The organism is Pantoea sp. GM01, from assembly GCF_000282675.1.
Taxonomy (GTDB): Bacteria; Pseudomonadota; Gammaproteobacteria; order Enterobacterales; family Enterobacteriaceae; genus Pantoea; species Pantoea nemavictus.
This window is the reverse complement of sequence record NZ_AKIU01000007.1, coordinates 24484-50370: the sequence shown is the minus strand read 5'-3', so window position 1 is coordinate 50370 and position 25887 is coordinate 24484. Positions and strand designations below refer to the sequence as shown.

The following is a 25887-nucleotide window of genomic DNA, read 5'->3' as shown; positions in this document are numbered from 1 at the left end:
GTGTGATCGTGCTCTCAGCATGGGTTGTGGATGATGAACATATGCACAATCAATCACTAAGGCATAAACAAAAGCTCATTCAATGCCATTGGCATTCTGTTCCAAAGGCGTGCATATGCACATTGAAGCAAAATGCGATGGTCGAGGTTAAAGCTGATTTGTTAACAAAAGGGGGGATATTTGAGATTTGATAGGAAGAGATTGATTAAGGCGTTATGCCGGAGCGCACGCGCCCCGGCAGTTAACAGGTTTACATTTAGGCTACGCGCCAGCCGCGCGTCAGCTGTTTTTCTATCTCCACCAGCACGAAGATCCCAGCACTGACCGCCAGCGAAATCAGCCAATACTTCAGCGGCAGCGGTGCGGTGCCGAACAGGGTGTTCATCAGCGGAACATAGATAATCATCGCCTGCAGCGCTATCAGCACCACGGTTACCAGCCAGATGCCGCGATTTTTCAGCAAGCCGGCATCGAGTGAGAATCCATCGCTGTTGCGGCAGTTCAGCATGTAAGCCCACTGCGCGGTCACCAGCATCTGCAGCAGCACGGTACGGATGAATTCCGGTGAGTAGCCGCGCGGCTGGAGCCAGGCTTCCAGCACAAAGGCGCTAATCGAGATCAGCAGGCCGACGAAAATCACGCGCCAGATCGCATACCCATCCATCACGTGGCTGCGAGCATTGCGCGGTGGTCGACGCATGATGTTGCGCTCTGCCGGTTCGAATGCCAAACCAAACGACAGCGTTGCCGAGGTCGCCATATTCATCCACAAAATCTGTACCGGCGTCAGCGGCAGCAGGTTGCCCATCAAAATCGCTATGATGATCAACAACCCCTGAGCGAGGTTGGTCGGCATGATAAACAGAATGGTTTTCTTCAGGTTATCGTAGACGCGACGCCCCTCTTTCACCGCTGCGGCGATGGTAGCGAAGTTGTCATCGGCGAGGATCATATCCGCCGCCTCTTTGGTCACTTCGGTGCCTTTGATGCCCATGGCGATACCGACGTTCGCTTGCTTCAGCGCAGGCGCATCATTGACGCCATCACCGGTCATGCCGACGATCTCACCGCTGCTCGCCAGCGCTTTCACCAGGCGCAACTTATGCTCGGGACTGGTACGCGCAAAGATGTCATATTCACGCGCCGCCACGCCCAGTGCGGCATCGTCCATGTGCTCCAGCTGATAGCCGGTGATGGCGGCATCGCTGTTGCCAATGCCCAGCATCTGCCCAATCGCCATCGCCGTTTCCGGGTGATCGCCGGTGATCATCTTCACGCGGATGCCCGCCTGCTGGCAATCACGCACGGCGCTAATCGCTTCCGGACGTGGCGGATCCATCATGCACGCCAGGCCAAGCATCTTCATGCCGTTACGTAAATCAGCGTGGTCGATATGATGCTGCGCTTCCGGTAGCCAGCGCCATGTGGCGGCGACGGTGCGCAATCCTTCGCTGGCGTAGGTGGTAATTGCCGCTTCCCAATAGCGGCGATCAATGACTTCCGCTTCTGCAGCGCCCTGCTGCTGCTGACACAGCGACAGCAATACATCGGGCGCGCCGGTCATCAGCAGGCAAGGTTTGCCGTCAATCAGGCAGCTCACCGCCATGTATTTATAGGCTGAGTCAAACGGCAGCTTGCTGAGGATCTGTACCTTGTCACTGTGGATGCCCGCCTTGACGGCCAGCACTTTCAGCGCCCCTTCGGTTGGCCCGCCGACAATGCCCCAGTTGCCATTGGCATCCTGCCGCAGCTGACTTTCATTACAGATATCCACCACCTGCAAAAAGCCCTGCATTAACGCATCATTGTGCTCGCCGGCTTCAAGCGTGAACTCGCCTGTGGGTTCATAGCTGTTACCGCTGATGCGCCACTGGCTATTCGCCAGCACCACCGCTTTCACCGTCATCTCGTTCATGGTCAGCGTGCCGGTTTTATCCGAGCAAATCACCGTCATCGCCCCGAGGGTTTCTACGGTTGGCAGCTTACGAATGATGGCGTGATTACGCGCCATGGATTGCACGCCAAGCGACAGAATAATCGAAATGATCGCCGGTAAACCTTCCGGAACGGCCGCAACCGCCAGGCTAATCACCGACAGCAGCAACTCGGCGATGGCGATGTCGCGCAGCAGATAACCAAACACGAACAGCGCCACCATCATCAACATGATGATGGTGAAGATGGCTTTACCGAGCTTATCAATCTGCACCAGCAGCGGTGTTTTCGCCTCTTCGATGGAGGAGATCATCGCATTGATGTGGCCCAGCTCGGTATCGCCGCCGGTGGCGATAACCACACCCAGCGCGGTTCCCGAGCTGACCGTGGTACCGGAATAGGCCAGGTTCAGGCGATCGCCAAGCCCCTTTTCGCCTTCAAGTGCCAGCGTGTTCTTCGACACCACCGTTGACTCGCCGGTCAGAATCGCTTCTTCGACGCGCAGATTGTGCACCTCAAACAGGCGTAGATCGGCCGGGATTTTGTCTCCAGGACGCAGCATCACCACATCGCCCACCACCAGATCCTGCGTGGCGAGCGTCATCTGCTGGCCGTCACGCAACACCATGGCATCGCTCGACATCATGTTCTGGATGCTTTTTAAGGACTTCTCAGCATTATTTTCCTGGATGAAACCGATCATGGCATTGATAACGGCAACGCCAAGAATGACAAAGGTATCGACCCAGTGGCCCATCACGGCGGTGACCACCGCCGCCGCCAGCAGGATGTAGATCAATACATCTTTGAAATGCGCGACAAAACGCATAAACAGCGACTTTTCGGCTTTTTGCGGCAGCACGTTAGGCCCGTTGGTCGCTAACCTGTGCTGCGCATCACTGCTGCTCAACCCCGCGGGAGAGCTGTTTATTGCTTTAAATACGGCGGCGTTATCCTGCTGATAATAGGGACGCGCGGATGCCTCCGGACGTTTTGGCTGAATAGGAATAACGGTCATAATTAACCCCGTGCGATTGAGTTGAATATTAAAAAGCGTGAAAAAATAAAACGCATACTTTAATTATAATTTACAGCAGCGTAATGACCGGGGTCATGTTTTTATCTATTTTGAAGTGCAATGCTAATAGCGGCAACACTGGTTACATGGTGTTATTATTTGGAATTCCAATAAAAACTTATCGAAATTTTAATCTCAGTCAACCAAGAAAATAGTCTATTATCAACATGGAGAATTATTTTGAATAAAAAAGATAAACTGACAATTCCAATTATTATCTCCTTTGTTTTCATAACTCTAGCATCAGCCACTATTATCGGTTTTTTTACTTACATTATTGCTTCACACATGGCAGGATAATTAAACCAACCATCACACCCTAATTAAACAGACGTTAAACGCCGTTAATTTGATTCAATTAATGACCCTTACCTTGCGGAGGGTCATTATTTCATCGTCGACATCATGGCATATTCCTGCCCCTTCTTACTTATTGAGGCAGGGGCATGAATAATTGGCCAGTGCTGGGCGCACTTCTAATTTGTTTGATTTTAATTGGCTGTGACAATAAAAGCGGTGAAGAAACGGTCACACCTCGGGTAATTAAAGCACTTACTCTGAGTGAAAATACCACTGAGCAATTAAGGGTATTTCCAGCGCGCATCACTGCCGGTGATTATACCGAACTGGCGTTCAAACGTGCCGGTCGACTGGCGCATCTTCAGGTGCGTGAAGGTAGCCATGTCAAAGCGGGCGATGTCATTGGCATGTTGATTGATACTGATGCGCAGCTGCGGGTCAACGATCAGCAGAACAAACTCCAGCTGGCAGAACGCCAGTATCAGCGCTTCCGCGCCTTATCAACGCGCAGTGCCGTGTCTCAAGCGGATATGGATCTGCAAAAGTCGAATCGTGATACTGCCGCCGTGGCGCTCAACATCGCCAAAGAGGAGCTGGATTACCATACCTTGCGCGCGCCTTTTGACGGCATCGTCTCCCGCGTCGTGTCACAAAATCATCAGGTGGTTGCCGCCGGACAAACGGTGGCGGTGATCAGCCGTAACGATCTGCTGGATGTCATTTTCAGCGTGCCAGAAAACCTGTTCACCTCTCTTGAGGTGGAGAACGCCAGCTACCAGCCAGAGATCAGCCTGAACGCGCTGCCAGGACGCTCCTTTCGCGCAGCATATAAAGAGCATCGCGCAGAAGCTGATGCCGCCACGCTAACCTGGCAAGTGGTGCTGACTATGCCGCGCCCGGCGGATTTACCGCAGGTGAGCGGACTCAGCGGTACGGTGAAAGTGCAGATGCACAACCTGCCAACCGCCAGCGCAACGCCGCTGCTGCGCGTGCCGGCCAACGCGGTGTTCAACCCCGATCGTAGCCTGCCGAATCAGCCTTATGTGTGGTTGATTAGCGGTGAAGGCGATGTGCTTAACGTCCAGCTGCAACCCGTGGTGTTGGGCAATCTGAGTGCGCAGGGCATCGAAATCGTCTCCGGACTGAAAGTGGGCGATCGCATTGTGGTCGCGGGGGTGAGCGATCTGCGTGATGGTCAGGCGGTGCGCCTGTGGACCCGCGAGCGAGGTCTGTAATGCGCCTGCTGGAACAGTTTATTAAATATCCGATTCGCAGCTGGCTGGTGATCCTACTGCTGGGCGTGGGCGGCATTTTTGCACTGCTTAATATTGGCCGCCTGGAAGACCCGCTGTTCACCATCAAATCCGCGGTGATCGTCACGCATTATCCCGGTGCCTCGGCGCAACAGGTGGAAGAGGAAGTGACGCTACCGCTGGAAAATGCCTTGCAGCGACTGCCCGCGCTCGACAGCGTTAGCTCAATCTCCAGCAACGGCTTGTCGCAGATTACCGTCTCGATTCACAGCCACTATCGGGCCGCCGAATTGCCCCAGGTGTGGGATGAGCTGCGTCGGCGCGTCGGCGATGCCACGCAAAGGTTCCCGCCTGGCGTCAGCGCCCCGCTGGTGAATGACGATTTTGGTGATGTTTACGGTTACTTCTTCACGATTTCCGGCGAAAACTTCACCAATAGCGAGCTGCGTACCTACGCCGATCAGCTGCGGCGCGAGCTGAATCTGGTGCCCGGTGTGGCGAAAGTGGCGATTGCCGGCATCGAGCAGGAGCAAGTCAACATCACGCTCTCCAGCCAGAAAATGGCGGCGCTGAGTATTACGCCACAGCGCGTGGCCGCCCTGCTCAGCAGCGTCAATGCCGTTTCTGATGCCAGGCAGATTCGTATCGGTAATGAAGCGATCCGCTTCCATCCCACCGGTGAATTCCAATCGTTAGATGAAATCAGCGCGCTGCCCATCTCGGTGCCCGGCAGCCGCCAGCAGGTGTTGTTGCGTGATATCGCCACCGTCAGTTATGGCGTTACCGAGCTGCCGGGTAATCTCTATCACGCCAATGGACACGCCGCGCTGGCGATGGGCGTCTCCTTCGCGCCCGGCGTCAACGTGATTGACGTCGGCGATGCGCTGAGCGCCAAAATCCAGCAGCACCAGCAGGCCAAACCGCTTGGCCTCTCTCTGCAGGTCTTTTATAACCAGGCGCAGGAAGTGAAGCAGTCGGTTGATGGCTTCATCAATAACTTCCTGATGGCGCTGGCGATTGTGGTGGGAACGCTGCTGCTGTTTATGGGCGTGCGCAGCGGCATGGTGATCGCCGCCTCGCTGGCGCTCAACGTGCTTGGCACGCTGCTGATCATGTATCTGTTTAAGCTGGAGTTGCAGCGGGTATCGCTGGGTGCGCTGATCATCTCGCTCAGCATGCTGGTGGATAACGCCATCGTGGTGGTGGAAGGCATCAAGGTCGATCGCCAGCGCGGCAAGCCGTTGCAACAAGCGATGATGCAGATGGTGAAACGCAGCGCGCTGCCGCTGCTTGGCGCCACGGTGATTGCCATCATCGCCTTTGCGCCCATTGGTTTATCGCAGGATTCCACCGGCGAGTACTGTAAATCACTGTTCCAGGTGTTGCTGATTTCACTGCTGCTGAGCTGGCTCACCGCGCTAACGCTGACGCCGATATTCGTGCAGTGGATCGACGGTCATCAGGCGATCGGCATAGAAACCGCACAGCCCTATCAGGGCATGCTGTTCCGCCTGTATCGCCGCGTGCTCACCACGCTGCTGCGTTTTCGCCTCACCACGCTGGTGCTGATGGCCGCTTGCCTGGCGATGTCGGTTTATGGCTTTGGCTACATAAAGCAGAACTTTTTCCCCGCCTCCAATACGCCGATTTTCTTTACCGACCTATGGCTGCCGTATGGCACTGACATCAACTACACGGCGCAGACGGCGCGTGAGATCGAAGGTTGGATCAATCAGCAGCCGAGCGTTGTCAGCACCGTGACCACCATCGGCCAGGGCGCGATGCGTTTTACCCTGACCTACGACGCCACACGTCAGTACAGCAATTACGGGCAGATTATGGTGCGCGTACAGGATGCTAAGCAGTTGGCAGTGCTGGCGCAGCACACTGAACAGCACATCAGGCAGCACTTCCCGCAGGTAACCGAGCGCATCAAACGCATTAATTTTGGTAGCGCCAGCGATAGCGCAATTGCGCTGCGCGTAACCGGCCCCGATCCGATTACTCTGCGCCAGATTGCCAGCCAGATTGATGATATGTTCCTTGCTGAAGGCAGCGCCTTTGCGCCGCGTAACGACTGGCAGGCGCGCAGCAAAGTGATTCGTCCACAGTACTCACCGCTACGTGGTCAGGAGTTGGGCGTGGATAAGCGCGATATTGATCAGGCGCTGCGCATCAACTTCAGCGGCGATAGCGTTGGCCTGCTGCGCGAAGGATCGCGGCTGATGCCGATCATGCTGCAAACGGCAGCGCAAGAGCGGCAGAATATTGATCATCTCGGCAATATTCAGGTATGGAGTCACACCCAGCAGCGTTATGTGCCGCTGGCTAACCTGGTGAGTGATTTCCGCCTCGAGTGGGAAGACCCGCTGATTATGCGCCGCGACCGTATGCGGGTGTTGACGGTGCAGACCGATCCCGATCCGGCCAGTGGACGTACCGCGGCAGAGATTGTGGCACGCGTGCAGCCCGCTATTGAGCAGCTTAAGCTGCCGGCGGGCTATCATCTGGAATGGGGCGGTGAGCTGGAGAGTTCACGCGATGCCCAAAGCGGGCTGCTGGGCGCGCTGCCGCTGGGCTTCCTCGTGATGTTTGTGATTACGGTGCTGATGTTCAACTCGCTGCGCGATGCGCTGGCGATCTGGATCACCGTGCCGCTGGCGTTGATTGGTGTCACCTGCGGTTTCCTGCTAACTGGCATTCCGTTTGGTTTTATGGCGCTGATTGGTTTGCTGAGTTTATCTGGCATGCTGATTCGCAATGGCATCGTGCTGGTTGAGGAGACCCGCCAGCTGGCGCAGCGTCAGCCGTTGCAGCAAGCCATCCTCGACGCCGCCACCTCGCGTCTGCGCCCGATTTTGCTCACCGCATTCACCACCGTGCTCGGCCTGCTGCCGCTGCTGCGTGATGTGTTTTTCCAGAGCATGGCGGTGGTGATCATTTTCGGTCTGGGATTCGCCACCATCCTGACGCTGCTGGTGTTACCGGTGCTGTATCAGAGTTTTCACCCAGCGAAAAAGCCTTGATGCTGCCATGTCTGGAGGTCGCCATGAATGGCGACCCTACAGGCGTTATAGCGATGACGAGTCAGTAAGACGCATTGATGCTGCAGCGAGGGGGGTTGAGGCGACATCCCAGCCCGCTGAGCGAGTGAGGGATTCCAGGACGAGCCGCAGGGATGCGGCGAGAGGCGGCGCTGAGCAGGAGCGCGAACGAAAGTCGCTCAGCGCTTAACTGATCGGCATTACGCCATGAATGGCGACCTCTGGCTCTGCTGCTACTCAACATCCTGATGTTGAGCACTGGCCAACAATATCTTTTTCAACATAAAGGTCAGTGGAATCGCCAGGATCGCGCCGATAATGCCGAGCAGCGCCTGCCAGATTAGAAATGCCAGCAGTTGTGTGGTCAGCGCCATATTCAGCCGCTTGCCTAATAACAACGGCTCAATCATTGAGCTTAAAATCAAATTCAACGCCACAAAGAACAGCGCAACCACTAATGCTGTTTGCATGTCAAATAACATATAACTCTGCAGAACCGGCGGGATGGCCGCCATAAACGATCCCAGCACCGGAATATAGTTGAATACAAACATCAATACGCCCCAGAAAAAGGCGAATTTAAGCCCAAGCAAATGCGCACCGCCCCAGACAATAATGCCACCGAGAATACTGGTTAGAGTTTTTACCTGAGCATAAACGATCACACTTTGAATACCTTCTTCAAGCGCCACATAATAGACCTGGTATTTTCCCTCAGCCTGTTTACGCAAGAGTACTTTCAGGTTGCTCATTTCATACAACATGAAAAATAGCATCAGAAATACCATTAGCCACCAGGAAAGAATGCTGGGTATTTGCGTGAGAAATCCGGTAACAAACCGCACGACTGCGCCAGCATCAATAAAGGTCAGCATGTCATTCGGCGTTAAAACAATCCCCAAATGCGCAAAGGTTTGCGTCACCGGCTCAAAGCGTTCGGCCAGTAACTGCGGCGCCTGGCGGCTGAGCTGGATTAAATCGGGGGTTAAAACAGTGAGTTTGATGATGGTGAAGACAATCACTAATAACAACATCACGATCACCAGCAGTGACGACAGCAGACGTGGAATGCGTTTCCTTTCCAGCCGCACGATCAGCGGATCGAGCATAATTGCCAGGAACAGAGAGAGCATTACCTGATTAATTAACGGCGATGCCAGATAAATGCCGGTAAGAATTATGGTCAAGGTGGCGAGAATTAACAGTACGCGCAGCAGCCTTGGCCATAAAGGAAACCCATTCAGTCCCATCATAAAGATCCTTCATCCTATACAAAATGTATTATAGAGAAAAACCTATCCGCTGGGACTTGTTTGAGGTCAAACCGTCTATTATTGCCCGATAAATTCAGGTCGGTAGTAAACCGGCCTGAATGTCACGCGCGATTATTTGGTTCTGAATCTTCGGGTTAATGGCTTTTCGATCTCGACAATTAAGAACATCACGAAGCCAATAATCAGGGTGATAATCCAGTAGCGTAACGGCAGCGCTGTGGTACCAAACAGCAGTTGCATAAAGGGCGCATAGATAATCAGTAATTGCAGCACCAGCAAAACTGCGCTGACAATCCAGATACCTTTATTGAGCAGCAACCCTTTGCTTAATGAGAAACCGTCTGAAACACGGCAGTTCAGCATATAGAACCACTGCGCCGTCACCAGCGTTTGCAACAATACGGTACGAATAAATTCCGGTGAATAGCCGCGCGGTTGTAACCAGGCTTCCAGAACGAAGGCGCTGATGGCGATCATCGAGCCGACAAAGATGACGCGCCAGATGGCAAAACCATCCATCACGTGCAGTTTGGGATCGCGCGGTGGACGACGCATAATATTTTGCTCACCCGCCTCAAACGCCAAACCGAAGGAGAGCGTTGCAGACGTCGCCATATTCATCCACAGAATTAACACCGGCGTCAGCGGAATGAGGTTCCCCGCCAGCAGCGCAATGATGATCAGTAAACCCTGCGCCAGGTTGGTCGGCATGATAAACAGAATGGTCTTTTTCAGGTTGTCATAAACCCGACGCCCTTCCCTGACCGCGCTGGCAATGGTGGCGAAGTTATCGTCCGTTAACACCATGTCCGCCGCTTCTTTGGTAACTTCGGTGCCTTTTATCCCCATGGCGATACCGACATCCGCCTGCTTCAGCGCGGGCGCATCGTTAACGCCGTCGCCCGTCATCCCCACTACCTCTTTTTTGCTCTGCAGCGCCTGCACCAGGCGGAACTTATCTTCCGGGCTGGTACGGGCAAAGATGTCGTAAGCCTGCGCGGCTTCACTCAGCTGCTGGTCATCCATCACTTCCAGTTCGCGCCCGGTAATGGCGCTACCGGCATTGCCGATACCCAACATCTGACCGATGCTCATGGCGGTTTGCGGATGGTCGCCGGTAATCATTTTGACGCGAATGCCGGCCTGCAGGCAGTCACCAATCGCGGTGATCGCTTCGGGTCGTGGCGGATCCATCATGCCGGCGATACCGAGCAGAATCATGCCGTGGCTCAAATCCTGATGGGTTAATTCAGTCTGGCCCGGCGTAGCGGGTTTCCACGCCGCTGCCACCATGCGTAATCCCTCACGCGCATACTCTTCAATTTTGGCTTCCCACCAGGCGAGGTCGATGGGCTGCAATCCGCTTTCCGTTTGCTGCTGTTGGCAATGCCGGAACAGTACGTCCGGCGCACCGGTGAGCAGCACGCACTCCTCTTCGCCAATGCGATAGTGCGTCGACATGTACTTATATTGCGAATCAAACGGAATTTTACTGCGCAGTTCGGTGGTTACCGTCGGTAAATGCCCTTTGGCCGCCAGCACCTTCAGCGCCCCTTCGGTCGGGCCACCGGTGATTTTCCACAGGCCGTTCTCATCTTTAATCAGCTGGCTGTCATTACAGAGATCGATGGTGCGCAGATAGCGCTCCAGTATCGAACCGGGCGCGACAGTTATCGGCGACGCATCATCGGCTTTATGAATCGCGCCGACCGGCTCATAGCTGACGCCATCAACGCGATAAATTTGATCGGCGGTGATAATGGCTTTCACCGTCATTTCGTTCATGGTCAGGGTGCCGGTTTTATCCGAACAGATCACCGTCATCGCCCCTAGCGTTTCCACGGTCGGCAGCTTGCGGATTATCGCCTGCTGCTTCGCCATGGTTTGCACGCCAAGTGAAAGAATGATCGAGATGATCGCCGGTAATCCTTCGGGAACCGATGCCACGGCGAGGCTGATCAGAGACAGCATCAGCTCTGAAACCGGCATATCGCGGAACAGCAGGCTAAAGACAAACAGCGCAGCCATCATTGCCAGAATGATCAGGAAAATGGCTTTACCGAGTTTATCCATTTGCACCAGTAACGGCGTACGGTGCTTTTCAATATCGGACATCATCTGGTTGATGTGCCCCAACTCGGTCGCGCCACCGGTGGCCACTACCAGCCCTTTACCGCCGCCGGAGCTGACGGTAGTGCCGGAGAACAGCAGATTGGTGCGGTCGCCCAGCGGCAGATCGCCGGACAGCGCATCGGTGCCCTTCTCGACGACGGTCGATTCCCCGGTGAGAATTGCTTCTTCAACCCGCAGGTTGTGCGCTTCGATCACGCGCAGATCCGCCGGAATACGATCGCCTGCGCGAATCACGACCACATCGCCTGGCACCAATGCCGTAGTGGGCAGCGTTTCATGGTTCCCGCCGCGAATCACCACGGTTTCACTGGAGAGCATATTACGAATACTCTGCAGGGATTTTTCCGCGTTGCTCTCCTGAATATGGCCAATTAACGCATTCACCACCGCCACGCCGAGGATCACCAGCGTATCGACCCAATGTCCCATTACGGCGGTCAGCACCGCGGCGGCCAGCAAAACGTAGATTAAAACATCATTGAAGTGGGCAAGAAAACGCAGCCAGGCCGGTTTACCGGGTTTCTGCGGCAAGGCATTTTCCCCGTACTGTTTTAAGCGTGTCGCCGCTTCAGCACTGCTTATTCCCTCGGTCGAACTTTGGGTACTGGCCAGCGTTTCATCGACAGAAAGTTGATAATAAGTACTTTCCGGTTTAGCAGTATTCATCGCTTTCTCCTCAAATCCTGTTTCGGAAATCAAGGCGGTGATATCCCATGATTAACAAATCGCCATTGAACGAAAAAATGAGACCTGACTTCCTCGGACTGAGAAGAGGTCCGCTTAGGATTGAATTCTATGTCATCGATGGCTACTCAGCTGGAGCCGGGCAGCCGAATTATCTATACGGAAAACTTTAAGATTTTGAAAAATGAACGCTATAAACGTAGCACAGGGAAATTCAACGCATTCATTTAGCAATAAAAGTTTTGGGCTTGCGCACCCAACTGTTAGCGCCGACTCGCTCTTTAAATGATTAATTTATAAATAAAGATAAAATTCATAAGGATGCCTGAATCAGCCCCCAAATAATGATTATTTGATGACAGAGTTTTATTCTAACTAAGTGGAACACAAACTCAATACAATCCATTTTCATGGAGTTAAATTCCATCAATATCAACAAAAATATTACAATCTATCTGCCTTTACTTTTTTTGACTTATGCGTCTATGCTCATCTTTAACAAAATCACGCTGTTAACACCTCTCACCTTTTATAGCGATGGCACAGTTTCCTTACGGTCATGGTTAATGGAGGCATCGATGCATGGTTATAGCCTGCTGCGTTTAAGTCTTTATGTTGTCTTTGCAATTGTCACTTGCTCTGCTGTCGGACTATTCACCTATGCGGTGGTTTCTATGCTTGGCAGATAAATAAGCCACGAATAAAACGTCAACAATTCACTCGTTGTTGCTGAGGATAAAACAGTGACTCGTTATTTTACGCTGATGGCGATTGTTATATTTATAACAACCGCTTGCGATCAAAAAAAACAGGACGTCGCCGCACCGCCACGCATGGTTAAAGTGATTGACGTTGTGGCTTCCGGCGAATCTCAACAACGCATTTTCCCGGCACGTATTGAATCCGGCGACTCTACCGATTTGTCATTCAAGCGCGGCGGACAAATTGAATCGCTGGATATTCGTCAGGGCACGCGCGTCGAGCAGGGACAGCAGATTGCCCGGCTGACGGCGCGTGAAGCGCAGCAGCGCGTCAACGAACGCCAAACCGCAGCCACGCTGGCACAACGGCAATTTGCTCGCTTCCAAACGCTCTCCGGGCGCCAGGCTATTTCGCAGGCGGATATGGATGTGCAGCGCGCCAATCGCGATGCGGCGAATGCTGCCCTGCAAATCGCACGTGAAGAGCTAAGCCAAATGACGCTCACCGCACCGTTTAGCGGCACTGCCGCTAACGTCAATGTGCGCAACCATCAGGTGGTTGCCGCCGGCCAAACCATTGCGACGCTAACCCGCACCGATCTGCTCGACGTGGTGTTTAGCGTGCCGGAAAATTTGTTTACCGCGTTGGATATGCGCAACATGACCTACCGTCCGGTGGTGCGCATCAATACCCTGCCCGATCGGGAGTTCCAGGCAGAGTACAAAGAACATACCGGCAGCAGCAGTAGTAACACCTTGACCTGGCAAGTGATTTTAACCATGCCCCGCCCGGTGGATTTCCCGGCCGTGGGCGGCGTCAGCGGCACGGTGACGATTAATCTGGCGAATCTGCCCGCCAATGTGCATCGCGAATCGCTGGTGGTACCGGTGGAAGCGGTATTCAATCCCGATAACAGCCAGCGTAATCAGCCGCACGTCTGGGTGGTACAAGGCAGCGGCGATCAACTGCACCTTGAGGATCGTAAAGTCAGCGTCGGGGAAGTGACCGATCGCGGCGTGGTGATTACCGCCGGCCTACAAGCAGGTGAACGCGTGGTCGCTGCTGGCGTCAATGAGCTGCATGCCCAACAGCCAGTGCGCATCTGGACGCGTGAGCGGGGGCTGTAATGGATATCTCCCGGCAGTTTATCGATAATCCGGTTCGCGTCTGGCTGGCCATTCTGTTACTGGGCGTCGGCGGCATTTTTGCCCTGCTCAATATTGGTCGTCTCGAAGATCCCGCCTTTACCATCAAAACCGCCGTGGTGGTGACGCACTATCCCGGCGCCTCCGCTCAGCAGGTAGAAGAAGAAGTGACGTTGCCGCTGGAGAATGCGCTGCAGCAGTTGCCGTATCTGGACAACGTCAGTTCGATCTCGTCCAACGGTTTGTCACAGATTACCGTCAATATTGCCTCGCGCTACCACTCCAACCAACTGCCGCAAATCTGGGACGAACTGCGGCGCAGAGTCGGTGATGCCGCACGGTCCTTTCCGCCCGGCGTCGCTGCGCCGTTTGTGAATGACGATTTCGGCGATGTGTTTGGTTTTTTCTTCGCCATCTCCGGCGACAACTTCAGTAACCCGGAGCTGGTGCAGTACGCCGAGCAACTGCGCCGTGAACTGGTGCTGGTACCGGGGGTGGGAAAAGTCGCGCTCGGCGGGGTTATCCCCCAGCAAATTAATGTTGATGTGTCGCTGACGATGATGGCGGCACGCGGCATTACTCTGCCGCAACTCTCCAGCGTGCTGAGCCGTCTTAACGTGGTTTCAAGCGCCGGAGAGATCAAAGCCGGAACGGAATCCATCCGCCTGCATCCGACCGGTGAATTTCAAAACATCGAGGAGTTGAGTGATTTGCTGGTCAGCCCGCCGGGCGATCACGCCACTACCCGCCTGCGCGACATCGCTACGCTGTCGCGCGGGCTGAGCGAATCGCCCTCCAGCATTTACCATGCCAGCGGACGCCCGGCGGTCACCATGGGAATCTCCTTCATTCCTGGGGTGAACGTGATTGACGTGGGACGCGCGCTGGAAGCGAAACTGCAGCAGATGTCAGCGGAAAAACCGGCTGGTATTCAGATCAATGTGTTCTACGATCAGGCGGCGGAAGTGGCGCACTCCGTCAATGGCTTTATCGCTAATTTCCTGATGGCGTTGGCGATTGTGGTCGGCGTGCTGCTGATCTTTATGGGCGTGCGCAGCGGCATTATCATTGCGCTGTCGCTGGCGCTGAATGTGCTGGGCACACTGTTGATCATGTATCTGTGCGGCATTGAACTGCAGCGTATTTCGCTGGGCGCGCTGATTATCGCGCTCAGTATGCTGGTGGATAATGCCATTGTGATTGTTGAAGGGGTGCTGATTGCGCGTCAGCAAAACTCGCCGCTCGTCACCACCATCAATTTCGTTATTCGCCGTACCGCCTTTCCGCTGCTCGGCGCGACCATCATCGCCATTCTGGCTTTTGCCCCCATCGGCTTGTCGCAGGATTCCACCGGCGAATACTGTAAATCGCTGTTCCAGGTGTTGTTGATTTCACTGCTGCTGAGCTGGTTCTCGGCGCTCACTATTACGCCGGTACTGATTAAATGGTGGCTGTTTAAAGCGCAGGCGGCAGCCCCTGCTAAGGCCGCCGCCTCACCTTATGATGGCGGCTTTTATCGCAGCTATCAGCGGGTATTACAGGTGTTGCTCAGGCAGAAAACCCTGACGCTTTCGCTGATGGCGGTCCTGCTGGCGCTGGCTATCTGGGGCTTCGGTTCGGTTCGTCAAAACTTCTTCCCTTCGGCAAATACGCCGATTTTCTTCGTCGATCTGTGGCTGCCGTATGGCACCGATATTAAGTCCACCGAGCAGATGGCCAGTGACATTGAAAAATCGATCACCGGCCAGCAAGGCGTGCTCTCTACCGTGACCACCATTGGTCAGGGCAGCATGCGCTTTATCCTCACCTATAACGGACAGCGTCAGTACAGCAACTATGCGCAAATCATGGTGCGCATGGACGATCAGCGCAATATCGCAGCGCTTACCCGGCGGATTGATAGCGACATTGCGCGCCAATATCCGCAGGTAAACGCCAGCACTAAACGCGTGATGTTTGGCCCTTCCGGCGGCAGCGCGATTGAAGTGCGCATTAAAGGTCCCGATCCCGATCGAATGCGCCTGATTGCCAGCGAAGTGGGCGAGATTCTCACCCGCGACCCGGCCACCGACAGCGTGCGCAATGATTGGCAAAACCGCAGCAAAGTGATTCGCCCACAATATAATCTGGCGCTGGGACGGGAGTTAGGCGTCGATAAACAGGATGTTGATAACGCGCTGGAGATGAATTTCTCGGGCAGTCGCGTGGGGCTTTACCGTGAAGGCGCCGATCTGCTGCCGGTGATGGTGCGGCCACCGGTCAGCGAGCGGCAGGACGCCAATCATCTTAATAATGTGCTGGTGTGGAGTCCGAGCCAGCAGCAATATATTCCGCTCAGTAACGTGGTGAATGGTTTCTCTCTGCAATGGGAAGATCCGCTGATTCTGCGTCGCGATCGCAGCCGGGTGCTGACGGTTCAAACCGATCCTAATCCGCTAAGCAGCGATACCTCAGGCGATATTCTGGCGCGCGTGAGGCCGCAAATTGAACAAATCCCACTGCCGCACGGCTATAGCATTGAGTGGGGTGGCGATGCTGAAAGCTCCAGCGAAGCGCAGCAAGGGGTGTTTACGTCGCTGCCGCTCGGCTATCTGGTGATGTTCGTGATTACCGTGCTGATGTTCAGCTCGCTGAAGAATGCCGTCGCCATCTGGCTGACAGTACCGCTGGCGCTGATTGGCGTGACGCCGGGCTTTTTAATTACCGGCATTCCGTTTGGCTTTATGGCGCTTATCGGCCTGCTGAGCCTGAGCGGCATGTTGATCCGTAATGGGATTGTGCTGGTCGAGGAGATTGAGCAGCAGAAACAGCTGATGCCGCAGAGCGACGCCATTCTCTACGCCGCAACTTCCCGTCTGCGTCCCATCCTGCTGACGGCGTTCACCACCGTGCTGGGGCTGGCGCCGCTGCTGCGCGATGTGTTCTTCCAGAGCATGGCGGTGGTGATTATGTTTGGTCTGGGCTTTGCCACGGTGCTGACGCTGCTGGTGCTGCCGGTGATTTATGCCTGCTTCCATCGTCAACCGGACGCGACCGCGCCATGAATGTCACCGGTCTCAATGTTATCAAAACGCTGGGATGTATGGCGGCGGTGACGTTTTTCACCGTCTACAACACCTGGGATCGCTACGATTATGACTATCACTGGATTCTGGCGTTTCTGACCTTTATCTCCACTATCGCTACGCCGCTGTTTTTTGTCGTCGCCGGGATTATGGATGCCCGTTCCGAGCAGGATCTCAGCTGGCAGATGAGTAAGATTCGCAATGTGGTGATCGTGTTTCTTTTCTGGATGACGGTCTACTACCTGTGGGAACCCTATCAGCGCGGCTATCTGATTCAACCGTGGTTCGTCTTCTCGTTCATTATCATCTACAGCTTTCATCCGTTAATGACATGGCTCAGTCAGCATCGGCGAGCATTCTGCGCAATGGTTTTCGTGCTGCTGGTATTCTCGTACGGTTACGATTTGCTGGCGGTGCTGCACCCAGACGAGGCGCTGTTCCGGCTGGAGCCGCAATATCGGCTTTGGACCTGGCTGCTGTTTTACTTAACCGGCCAGCTGCTGTGCGATCCGCTGATTGCCGAATGGATGGAGCGTAAAAAAGTGGCGCGCGGCGCGGCGATCGCCCTGCCCTTTATCTACCTGTTTACCTGGTTTTATGAGCAGCATTTCTTATTTGCGTTATTCAAAGCCGATCGCAATGCCTTTATTCTGACCGGATCGCAAATCTATCTGCTGGTGGTAGTGCTGGTGATCGCCGCCAGCCGGGTACGTTTTCGCCATAATGCGAAAGTGAAAGAAGCCATCCTGGCGACCATCAGCAAAACCATGACCGGAGTCTACATTCTGCACTATTCGGTTTTCCACCTCGTCACGGCACTGATTCCCATCACCTCTTTGGCCACCAAACTGACGCTAATTGTGGTCACTTTTGCCGCCTCGGTGCTGTTGTCGCGGCTGATTCTTGCCAGCGGCTGGCTGAAAAAAGTCATAACCCTTTAAGGCATGGCGCAACATCCGCCTGGCTGCTGCAGTCGATACGACCCTTTATTTGCAGCATCATAAAATCGTAAAACGGATTGGATGTATTGCGCATTAAGGTATCCAGACCGACGATCAGGCTGGCGGTTTCTCCACGCAGCGAAATGGTGCCAAAGCTGATGCCATAACGATTCTTTTCTGTCGGCTGGCGGCCATATAGCGAGTCGCTAAGCGGAAACGGCACGGCGATATGCGATAAAGAGTAGGTATCCTGTGGCCACGCGGCGTGCAGCGAACGCACCCTCTCCTGAGTTTCGTCGGCTGGCGTTATGCGCGCCACGGTTTCATAAGTGCTGGCTGACGCGTTGGTGATCACCGTTGAGGCATAGCGGCGCGGTGCCGGAGGTAACAAATTGCTGACTGCCGAATAGAGTGCCGGCCTGAAGAGTGCGCGCAGGTTTGCCGCCTGGTTAACGTCAAATATCACCAGCTCGCTGCCGTTATCCGGTAAATAGCGATAAAAAGCGTTCACCACCGCGCGGGTGCTGACGGTGGAGTCCAGCACCGACTGGAAGGTTAGCACCGGCGGGAACGCCTGCAGGGTTCCACTGCGGATGACGTGCAGCATCTGATCCTGCATCGCCTGGGTTAACAGCCACGATTGGCGCGCCGCGCGTACTGGAAAGGAGTTGTATTTAAACGGATTATATTCCGGAACGATATTCAGCCAAGCCGCCTTAGCGAAGCCTGGAATAATCGCTGGCCAGCCCGCTAATCCGGCAAAGCGCGCATAGGCGGTGACGCCAATCATCGGCGACAGCAACACCAGCTGTTGCGGTTGGCGCAGCGCGTTATTTTGCAGGCTATCGAGGCTGTACTTTACGGCTAACGCGCCGCCGTTGGAGTAGCCGACCAGATGCAAAGGCACGTTGTTTCCTGCCAGACGCGTGGCTTCCCGCACCGCTAAGCGCGTGACCGCCATCCACATTTGCCAGTCGACTTTGGTCAGCGAACCTGGCGCCGTGCCGTGCCCCGGCAGACGCGGCACCACCGCGACAAAACCCTTTTGCTGATACGCCTGCGCCAGATAACGCACGCTGTAGGGCGAATCGGTTAAGCCATGCAGCAGCACCACGGCCCCTTTCACCTCGCCCTCTGGTTCGAGGATAAACGAGCGATTCCAGTTGGTGTCAAATCGCGCCGGATATACCGGGCTTTGTGGGTTAAAGCGGTTGAGTGCTGTTTTATCCTCGTCGCTGAGTTGATCGGTCACGTTGGCTTGCATGTCGTGGAAGATGTCATCTTCGCGTGCCAGATAATCGGCGAAGCTGGCACCATCAATCTCATCCGTCGACATTTCATGTGCCGACCAGGTATGCCAGCGATGCAACGGCGGCCCCTGCTCAGATTGATAGCCACGAATCAGCAGGAACATGACCAGTAGCGCCAGCAAAGCCAGCGCAATTCGCTTCAGGAACTTGCTGATTTTAGTGTTGTGCAACGCGTTGGCTAAATCAGAAGGCATAGCGCACCCAGGCGAACAGCACGTTGCCGTTATTATGTGTGCCAGGAATATAGGTGAACTGCACATTCAGACGCTTGTAACCGGCAGAGAACAGCGGCAGCACAATCGGCAGCGGCACATAGTTGGCGAAATCGTCGCGCGCGGTAATACCGGCGGTTAGCCCGAGACCGAGACGAAAATCGCGCTGTTGATCCACATACCAACCCTTCTCCCAGCCATAACCGATGATCGGCTGCCATTCGTTATGCGAATCTTTAAACGCCATGGCATAGAGCGCGCTCCAGTTACCGTCTTCATTAATACGCGACACGCCTAACCCACCGCCCCACGGCGTTTCATTGTAGTTATCCGTCTTGTCTTTATCGTAGGCGAAGCGCGCATGCCAGCTGATGAAGGGCAAATAGAGATCGTAATACTGCGGCTCCTGCCAGGTTTGAGAAACATCCTGCTTAAGCCAGTCCCAACCATCACTGAGCGAGTTGGCCGCCGTGGCGGGGAAGACAAACAGAATCAGGATGAGAAACCAGGTCGTCTGAAGAGCTCGCATAGTTTTATGCCTCTGAAATGCACCGCCAGAAAAAGGGTGTGGAAAAGCTGACGTGCTCAGGAAGCAGATCAAGCCACTTAACCGGTTAGATTATAGTTGCTTGTTATTGCTATAGGAAATCTCTGACAGACCGAAACATGCTGTGGCTATATGTCGACAAAATCCACTTTTATAAACATATAGCGTCAACTTGTTTACGCCATCGACACGTTAAGCCTAGATGTCGATAAAATGCGTTTTTATAAACATATCAGAAATGACCAGGAAGCCCCTTCGAGCTTCCTGGTTTTATATCAGAACGGTCCCCAGTTGATCGCCACACCAATCAGCAGCATCACCACGCAGATAACAAACCACACGGCGATGACCGGCGCGACAAAGCGCAGCCATTTACCAAACGACACGTTGGCCGTGGCCAGCACCGCCATCAGCACGCCGGAGGTTGGGCTCATGCAGTTGACGATGCCTTCACCGAGTAGCACCGTCTGCACCATAACCTGACGCGTCAAACCGAGGTTATCGCCGAGCGGGGAGAAAATTGGAATCAACAACGCCGATTCGCCGGAACCGGATGAGATACCGAAATGCATCAACGCCGCGCTGATAAACATGCCAATCGCTGCCGCCGTAGGCGGAATCGGTGCCAGCAGATCGGACAGGAAACCGACAATGGGATCCAGCACGTTGCCCTGTTGCAGCACCAGCGAAATAGAGGCCGCCATGCCGACGATAAACGCGCCCTTCACCAGTTTGGAACAGCCGCCGAGGAAGGTATTGGCGATGTCCGAACCGCTCATGCGTCCCATCAATCCCACCGCGATGGAGAGCAGAATAAACATCGCCGACATCTCACTGGTGCCCCAGTGAAACTTCACCGCGCCGCTGATGAACAGGATCAGCGACAGCGCGACGGTACTCAAAATCAGCTTATGACGACCGGTAACCAGCGCCGTTTGCCCGGCACCTTGCGCCTGTTGTGGACGCAGATGTCCATCCTGACGTGCGCGACGAATTGACCAGATCAGATAAGCCACGGCGCTGACCACAAACAGCAAACAGGTGATGCCGCGCAACAGCATGCCGGAGAACAGCGGCAGCTGCGCCAGATGCTGCGTCAGGCCGGTGGTCGCCGGGTTGAGGATTGCCACGTTAAAGCCCGCTGCACAGGTAAGATAAACCAGCGAGGCACCGAGAATCGGCGGCAATCCCATCGATCGCGCCACCAGCAGACCAATCGGCACAAACGCCACCACCGCATTCACCACCACGCCGGTGGTGCCGAGCAGGGCGAAGATAGTGCCGAAAATTAACACCATGCGCGTATCACTCAGGCGCGTGCTGCGCGAGAGCGAATTTAATGCCGTAGCAATCGCCCCCGTCTCCTCCACCACCGCCAGTACGCCGCCGGTGAACAGGATCAGAAAGATAATCGGCGCAGATTTCACCATCCCTTTGGCAATGGCGGTAAAAATTTCCAGCGGATAAACCCCGCTTTGCGGCACCGCATGCAGGCTATCTTTCACCGCAAACTTGATGCCGTCGCGCGTTACAAAATCGAATACGCCGGCTGGAATAAGCCAGGTGGCAACCGTCGCCAGCACCAGAATAATGAACAGCAGCATATACGGGCTTTGCCCGCTCTCCTGCACCGGTGCCGCGCTGCTGGCCTGCTGAATATTTAGCTGCGACATGGCGCTTCCTCCCCATCGTTTGCGAGGATCAGGCCCGCCACCAGCGCCGCGCGCGGGACGATATCAGCAATAATGATGTGTTCGTGGCGCGCGTGAATGCCTGCGCCGGTCGCGCCCAGGCCATCCAGCGTCGGTAAACCCAGCGCTGCGGTGAAGTTGCCGTCGCTACCGCCGCCGACCGATTTGCCCTCCAGCGCAAAGCCTAATGACTGCGCCACCTGCTGTGCGTGTTGAAACAGCAGCAATGAAGCCGGCGTCTGGCGCATCGGCGGTCGTTTCTGTCCGCCGCTGACGTTTATACCAATACCTGCGCTAAAGGGGGTTAGCTGGCTGATGGCTGCATCGATGCGCTCAGCTTCCTCTTCGCAGGTAACGCGCGTATCAATGCCCAACTCCGCTTTATCAGCGACCACATTGATGCGACCGCCGCCGTTGGCGATACCGACATTGACCGTGGTGCCGCGCTCTGGCGCATTCAACGCATGTAGCCGCAGAATTTGTTGCGCCATCTCCTGGATCGCGCTCACGCCCTCTTCCGGATTGTTACCGGCGTGCGCCGCCTGACCGGTGATGGTGATGTCATAACGCCCGGTGCCTTTACGCGCGACCTTCAGCGCACCGCTGCCCGCCACCGCCGGTTCAACCACTAAAACCTGATCGGCACCTGGCGCATGTTGCGCCAGCCAGTCGCTGGAGCTTGGACTGCCCAACTCTTCATCGCTGTTGCACAGGAAAACGATGCGCTTACCCGCCAGCTGGTCCAGCGCCTGTAGCGCTCGCACCGCCCAAATCGCCTGCACCAAACCGGCTTTCATATCCAGCACGCCTGGCCCGAACAACTTGCCATCCTCTTCGCGCAGCGCCAGTTCGCCGTGATCCCAGACGGTATCGAAATGGCCAATGATGGTGGTTTGTGGCCCGTTTTGGCCGAGCGTGAACTTGAGGTGATTACCGTACTCAGGCTGCGACGACACGCTGGCGCTGATACCTAAACGCTGCTGGAACAGGCTTTGCAGCACTTCTCCACAGCGATCAACCGCTGCTTTGTCGAGCGAAGGCGATTCCGCCGCCACCAGACGTTTGATGTCTCCCAGAATCTCAGCGGCATGTTGTTGCAAATAATCTTTTATATTTTTCATGTTATTACCCATCTGTCTTAGTGTCCGAGCCAGTATGCGCAGAAACATTGCCGTTAAAAAATGAGGAGTAAATGTTAATATTGTTGCCCTGAGAGCAACAGATTGGCAAAAAATATGACGCTGTCCACTTATCCCGAGAAAGCCATAAGTTATTTGTATGAAGTTGGCGTGCATGGCGGCATTCGACGCGCGGCGGATGCGCTCGGCATCAATCCCTCGGTGATCAGTCGGCAGCTGTCGTCACTGGAACGCAGCCTGCAACTGCCGCTGCTGGAACGACGGGGCCGTAACGTGGTGCTGACCGAAGCGGGCAGGATGCTGGCGGAGGATTTCGCGCAGACCAGCCAGCGCCGCAAGATGCTGGAGCGTCAACTGCAGGATTTGCGTCATATGCGTGGTGGCTCGATCAACATTCGCATCGGGCAAGGCATGGTGGACGATGTGGTCAGGCATGTGGTGCAGGCGTTTTCCCGTGCCTATCCGGGCGTATTTGTGAACATCATGTCGGGCGATATGCAAACCACGGTAATGCTGATTGCTAAAGGCGAAGTGGATATGGCGGTTAGCTTCGGACCGGCTGGACCACCGGGCGTGAAGTGCCTGAGTTTTCAGCGCGGGCCGATCTGCGCCATTGTGCCGCCGGATCATCCGCTGGCTGGCCTTTCCGCCGTCAGCGCCAGCGCATTAACCCAGCATCGCTTAATCGCCATGAATGAGAATTTTGGCTTGCAGCGCTACATCAACGCGATCTTCAAAAGTGAAGGCCTTATCTTTACCCCGTCTTACTGCTGCAACTTGTTTTCCAGCGCCATTGCCCTGACGCAGGCGGGTTTAGGCATCTCATTTATGACCGCGCAATCGGTGAAAGCCACGCTGCAACGCGGCGAACTGGTGGCGATTCCAATCGATCATCGCATCGCACGTGAAAGTCAGTGTCATCTGCTGCGCAGCGCCGATCACCGTTTGACGCCCGCCGCGCACTATCTGTGGCAGCTGCTGAGCCAGTTTTTTACTGCTTCATTAGAGGAGGAGGTATCAGGGATATTCTGAATATCCAGGCGTGATTCTACTTTTTAATATCGGCATGTATCTGGTCATTTAAAATTCATTAATAGATAACCCGATGAAAGATAAACTGGGATAAATGTAGAATAAGATAAATTACCCTACAGTCAGTTCCATTCAGCGCGTAATTAATCTGTCTTGATGAAGTTTACCGCTGTTGATTAGCATTACTCTACTATTTACATTGTCCGGTATATTCCTTACGTGGATAACGCCGAATGAATTTTCGCACCGACATTAATGGGCTGCGCGCCTATGCCGTAATGTTAGTTATTCTCTATCACTTCGGTTTTACACGGGTGAGCGGTGGGTTTCTCGGTGTTGACGTGTTCTTTGTCATCTCCGGTTATCTGATGACGAGTATTATCCTGTCTCGCCTTAGAAATAACCGTTTCTCTTTACTGGCATTTTATGCCGCGCGCTGCCGGAGAATTATACCGCCCCTGATGGTGCTGTGCGTGATATTGATGCTGATGGGTTATTTTCTGATGCCGCCGGATGAATATAATAAAATGGCGGAGCACGCTGTATCCAGCCTCAGTTTTATCTCCAATGTGGTCTATTTCAAACAGGGTGGCTATTTTGATAGCGGCTCGATATATAAATGGTTACTGCACACCTGGTCATTAAGCGTCGAGTGGCAATTCTATTTGCTATTACCTCTGGCACTGATGTTCACGGCGCGTTTCCTGCACCAGCAGTTTGCCTGGGCAATGGGAATTGCCGCACTACTTTCATTCGGCCTGGTGCTGGTGATGGTGGCTACCCATTTTCATCTCACGGCAACTTATTATCTGTTACCAACGCGCGCATGGGAGATGCTGGCAGGCGGACTGCTGTATCTGACACCGAAAACGGCCTTGAGCGGCCAACGCTGGATCCCACCCGTCGCTATTTCAGGGCTCATAATCTGTGCGTTGTGTTTTGATGAAAGCATGGCCTGGCCCGGCATCATGACGCTCATTCCTGTGTTGCTGACGGCACTGATCATCCATGCCGGCGTGCAAAACAGCCGGTGGCTGAACAACCGTATTGTGCAGCACATCGGTAAAACCTCTTATTCGGTTTATTTATGGCACTGGCCGCTGTGGGTATTCTGGCATCTGGTCAATTGGCCTATCACGCTGGTTAGCCAGGCGCTGCTGATCCTGCTATCACTGGCTGCGGGTTGGGCTTCCTGGCTGCTGGTAGAAAACAAGCAGGGTTGGCTGAGTGGCAGAACCTACGTCACTCTGGGACAAACTGCGCTGGTACTGTTAGTGGGCGTGTTCATTGTGGCAAACGCCGGGCTTCCTTCACGCGCTCCGCAGGTGATCGCCAGCATCAAACACTATTCACAGGAGCGTTTTGTCAGCGGCGAAAAGTGTTTTGTCTTTAGTGGTACAACCTCGCCACAATGCGTATTTGGTCGGGCTCGCCAGGTAAACCTGGTGGTATTGGGTGACAGCCATGCGGCGGCAATGTTGTCTTCAATTGTGGAAAGTGCCAGACCCAATGATGCGGTAGTGTTTATTGCGCAGTCGGGATGCCCGTCAATGCCGGATATTCATCGCAGCGCCAGCCCCGACTGCGGCGGTTTTGTGAAGAATGCGCTAATCGATATCGAACGGAAGTATCCCCACGCTTCGGTGCTCATTATCAACCGTTTATCCTTCTACCTGCATGGCAGTTTTGGCAGCGGAAGCACGACGCCCGACTATAGCTTCCTGAATGAGAAGAGCTCGATTACTGCCTATCAACAGCATTTTGGCGCAGTAGTAAAACAGCTCGCCTCTCATCGCCGGGTATTTATCATGACGCCCGTGCCCGAGTTTGGTTACGACGTTATTTACCGCATGTCGCGCGATGCCATGCGCGGCAATGCATTGGCGATTCAGCAAACGCGAGCAGAATATCAATCACATAATCAGGAGACGCTGGCGATGTTAAATAGCATTGCCGCACAATCCCCCAATGTCGCACTGCTCGATGCCACTCAGGCACTTTGTGATAGCAACTTCTGCTACGGTGCAAAAGACGACGTGCCGCTGTACCGCGATGATAACCACCTTTCAGAGGTGGGAAACAAGAGTCTGAGTGGCGTGTTTGCTGGTATGTGGCGGATGATTGATAGTATTTAGCGCGTTCTCATTAGGGATTAAACACTCTTTGGCCGCTTAAAAATTAGCGGCCGTTCAGCCATCCAGGTATTTAAACGGTTAAAATAAATAAACATATACGTTGCTAAATTATTATCGCTATGTCTTAATGCGTCATCGGTTTGGAACACAGACCTTATGAAAGCAGTTTTAGTAAAGCAGTCCTCAGTTCAAGTGTTATCCCTAGATATCCTTCTTCGAGAGCCTCCTCCTAAGTGCCCAATAAGTAAATCTTTCACTTCAGGCCAT

General features: G+C 54.3%; 14 protein-coding genes. 7 read left to right on the top strand and 7 right to left on the bottom strand.

From position 1 onward, the window contains the following. Nucleotides 1-256 precede the first annotated feature (256 nt). The gene (locus tag PMI17_RS02910; protein WP_007885902.1) at nt 257-2953 is read right to left on the bottom strand and encodes a cation-transporting P-type ATPase; all 2697 of its coding nucleotides are present in this window, start codon (nt 2951-2953) and stop codon (nt 257-259) included. Between the two features lie 506 nt (nt 2954-3459). On the opposite strand from PMI17_RS02910, the gene PMI17_RS02905 reads away from it, so the two are divergent. Both PMI17_RS02905 and PMI17_RS02900 read left to right on the top strand, forming a co-directional pair. Then, on the top strand, nt 3460-4548 hold the full coding sequence (locus tag PMI17_RS02905; protein ID WP_007885900.1) for an efflux RND transporter periplasmic adaptor subunit: 1089 nt from the start codon (nt 3460-3462) through the stop codon (nt 4546-4548). After that, entirely contained in the window at nt 4548-7592 is a 3045-nt protein-coding gene (locus PMI17_RS02900; RefSeq protein WP_007885898.1) for an efflux RND transporter permease subunit, read from the top strand. The genes PMI17_RS02905 and PMI17_RS02900 overlap by 1 nt, the downstream gene beginning before the upstream one ends. A gap of 251 nt (nt 7593-7843) precedes the next feature. Here the strand turns inward: PMI17_RS02900 and PMI17_RS02895 are convergent, their stop codons facing one another. Next, nucleotides 7844-8860 (bottom strand): AI-2E family transporter, encoded by a 1017-nt coding sequence (locus PMI17_RS02895; protein WP_036620059.1) that lies wholly within the window; start codon nt 8858-8860, stop codon nt 7844-7846. A gap of 135 nt (nt 8861-8995) precedes the next feature. Then, nucleotides 8996-11683: a cation-transporting P-type ATPase gene (locus PMI17_RS02890; RefSeq protein ID WP_007885894.1), complete on the bottom strand. Its 2688-nt coding sequence runs from the start codon at nt 11681-11683 to the stop codon at nt 8996-8998. A 761-nt stretch (nt 11684-12444) separates the two neighbouring features. Between PMI17_RS02890 and PMI17_RS02885 the strand changes: the two genes are divergently transcribed. From PMI17_RS02885 to PMI17_RS02875, 3 genes are read left to right on the top strand one after another with little or no spacing between them, the layout of a single operon-like run. Then, nucleotides 12445-13530 carry an efflux RND transporter periplasmic adaptor subunit gene (locus tag PMI17_RS02885; protein ID WP_007885888.1) on the top strand — a complete coding sequence of 362 codons (1086 nt, stop codon included), beginning with the start codon at nt 12445-12447 and terminating at the stop codon, nt 13528-13530. Continuing rightward, nucleotides 13530-16592, top strand: a complete 3063-nt coding sequence (locus tag PMI17_RS02880; RefSeq protein ID WP_007885885.1) for an efflux RND transporter permease subunit — start codon at nt 13530-13532, stop codon at nt 16590-16592. Before PMI17_RS02885 ends, PMI17_RS02880 begins: the two co-directional genes overlap by 1 nt. Continuing rightward, nucleotides 16589-17554, top strand: coding sequence for an acyltransferase (locus PMI17_RS02875; protein WP_007885883.1), 966 nt, complete (start codon nt 16589-16591; stop codon nt 17552-17554). Before PMI17_RS02880 ends, PMI17_RS02875 begins: the two co-directional genes overlap by 4 nt. Here PMI17_RS02875 and PMI17_RS02870 read toward each other — a convergent pair. From PMI17_RS02870 to PMI17_RS02855, 4 genes are all read right to left on the bottom strand, one after another. Beyond that, nucleotides 17541-19058, bottom strand: a complete 1518-nt coding sequence (locus PMI17_RS02870) for a carboxylesterase (RefSeq protein WP_007885881.1) — start codon at nt 19056-19058, stop codon at nt 17541-17543. The genes PMI17_RS02875 and PMI17_RS02870 overlap by 14 nt on opposite strands. Beyond that, nucleotides 19048-19605, bottom strand: coding sequence for a lipid IV(A) palmitoyltransferase PagP (gene pagP, locus PMI17_RS02865; RefSeq protein WP_007885879.1), 558 nt, complete (start codon nt 19603-19605; stop codon nt 19048-19050). Before pagP ends, PMI17_RS02870 begins: the two co-directional genes overlap by 11 nt. Nucleotides 19606-19898: 293 nt before the next feature. After that, nucleotides 19899-21296, bottom strand: a complete 1398-nt coding sequence (locus PMI17_RS02860; protein WP_007885872.1) for a YfcC family protein — start codon at nt 21294-21296, stop codon at nt 19899-19901. Next, entirely contained in the window at nt 21284-22435 is a 1152-nt protein-coding gene (locus PMI17_RS02855; protein WP_036620056.1) for a M20 family metallopeptidase, read from the bottom strand. Before PMI17_RS02855 ends, PMI17_RS02860 begins: the two co-directional genes overlap by 13 nt. A gap of 114 nt (nt 22436-22549) precedes the next feature. Here PMI17_RS02855 and PMI17_RS02850 point away from each other — a divergent pair, with 114 nt between their 5' ends. Both PMI17_RS02850 and PMI17_RS02845 read left to right on the top strand, forming a co-directional pair. Next, complete coding sequence (locus PMI17_RS02850; protein ID WP_007885869.1) at nt 22550-23485, top strand: LysR family transcriptional regulator; 936 nt, start codon at nt 22550-22552, stop codon at nt 23483-23485. 233 nt (nt 23486-23718) lie between these two features. After that, on the top strand, nt 23719-25620 hold the full coding sequence (locus PMI17_RS02845) for an acyltransferase family protein (RefSeq protein ID WP_007885868.1): 1902 nt from the start codon (nt 23719-23721) through the stop codon (nt 25618-25620). Nucleotides 25621-25887 lie beyond the last annotated feature (267 nt).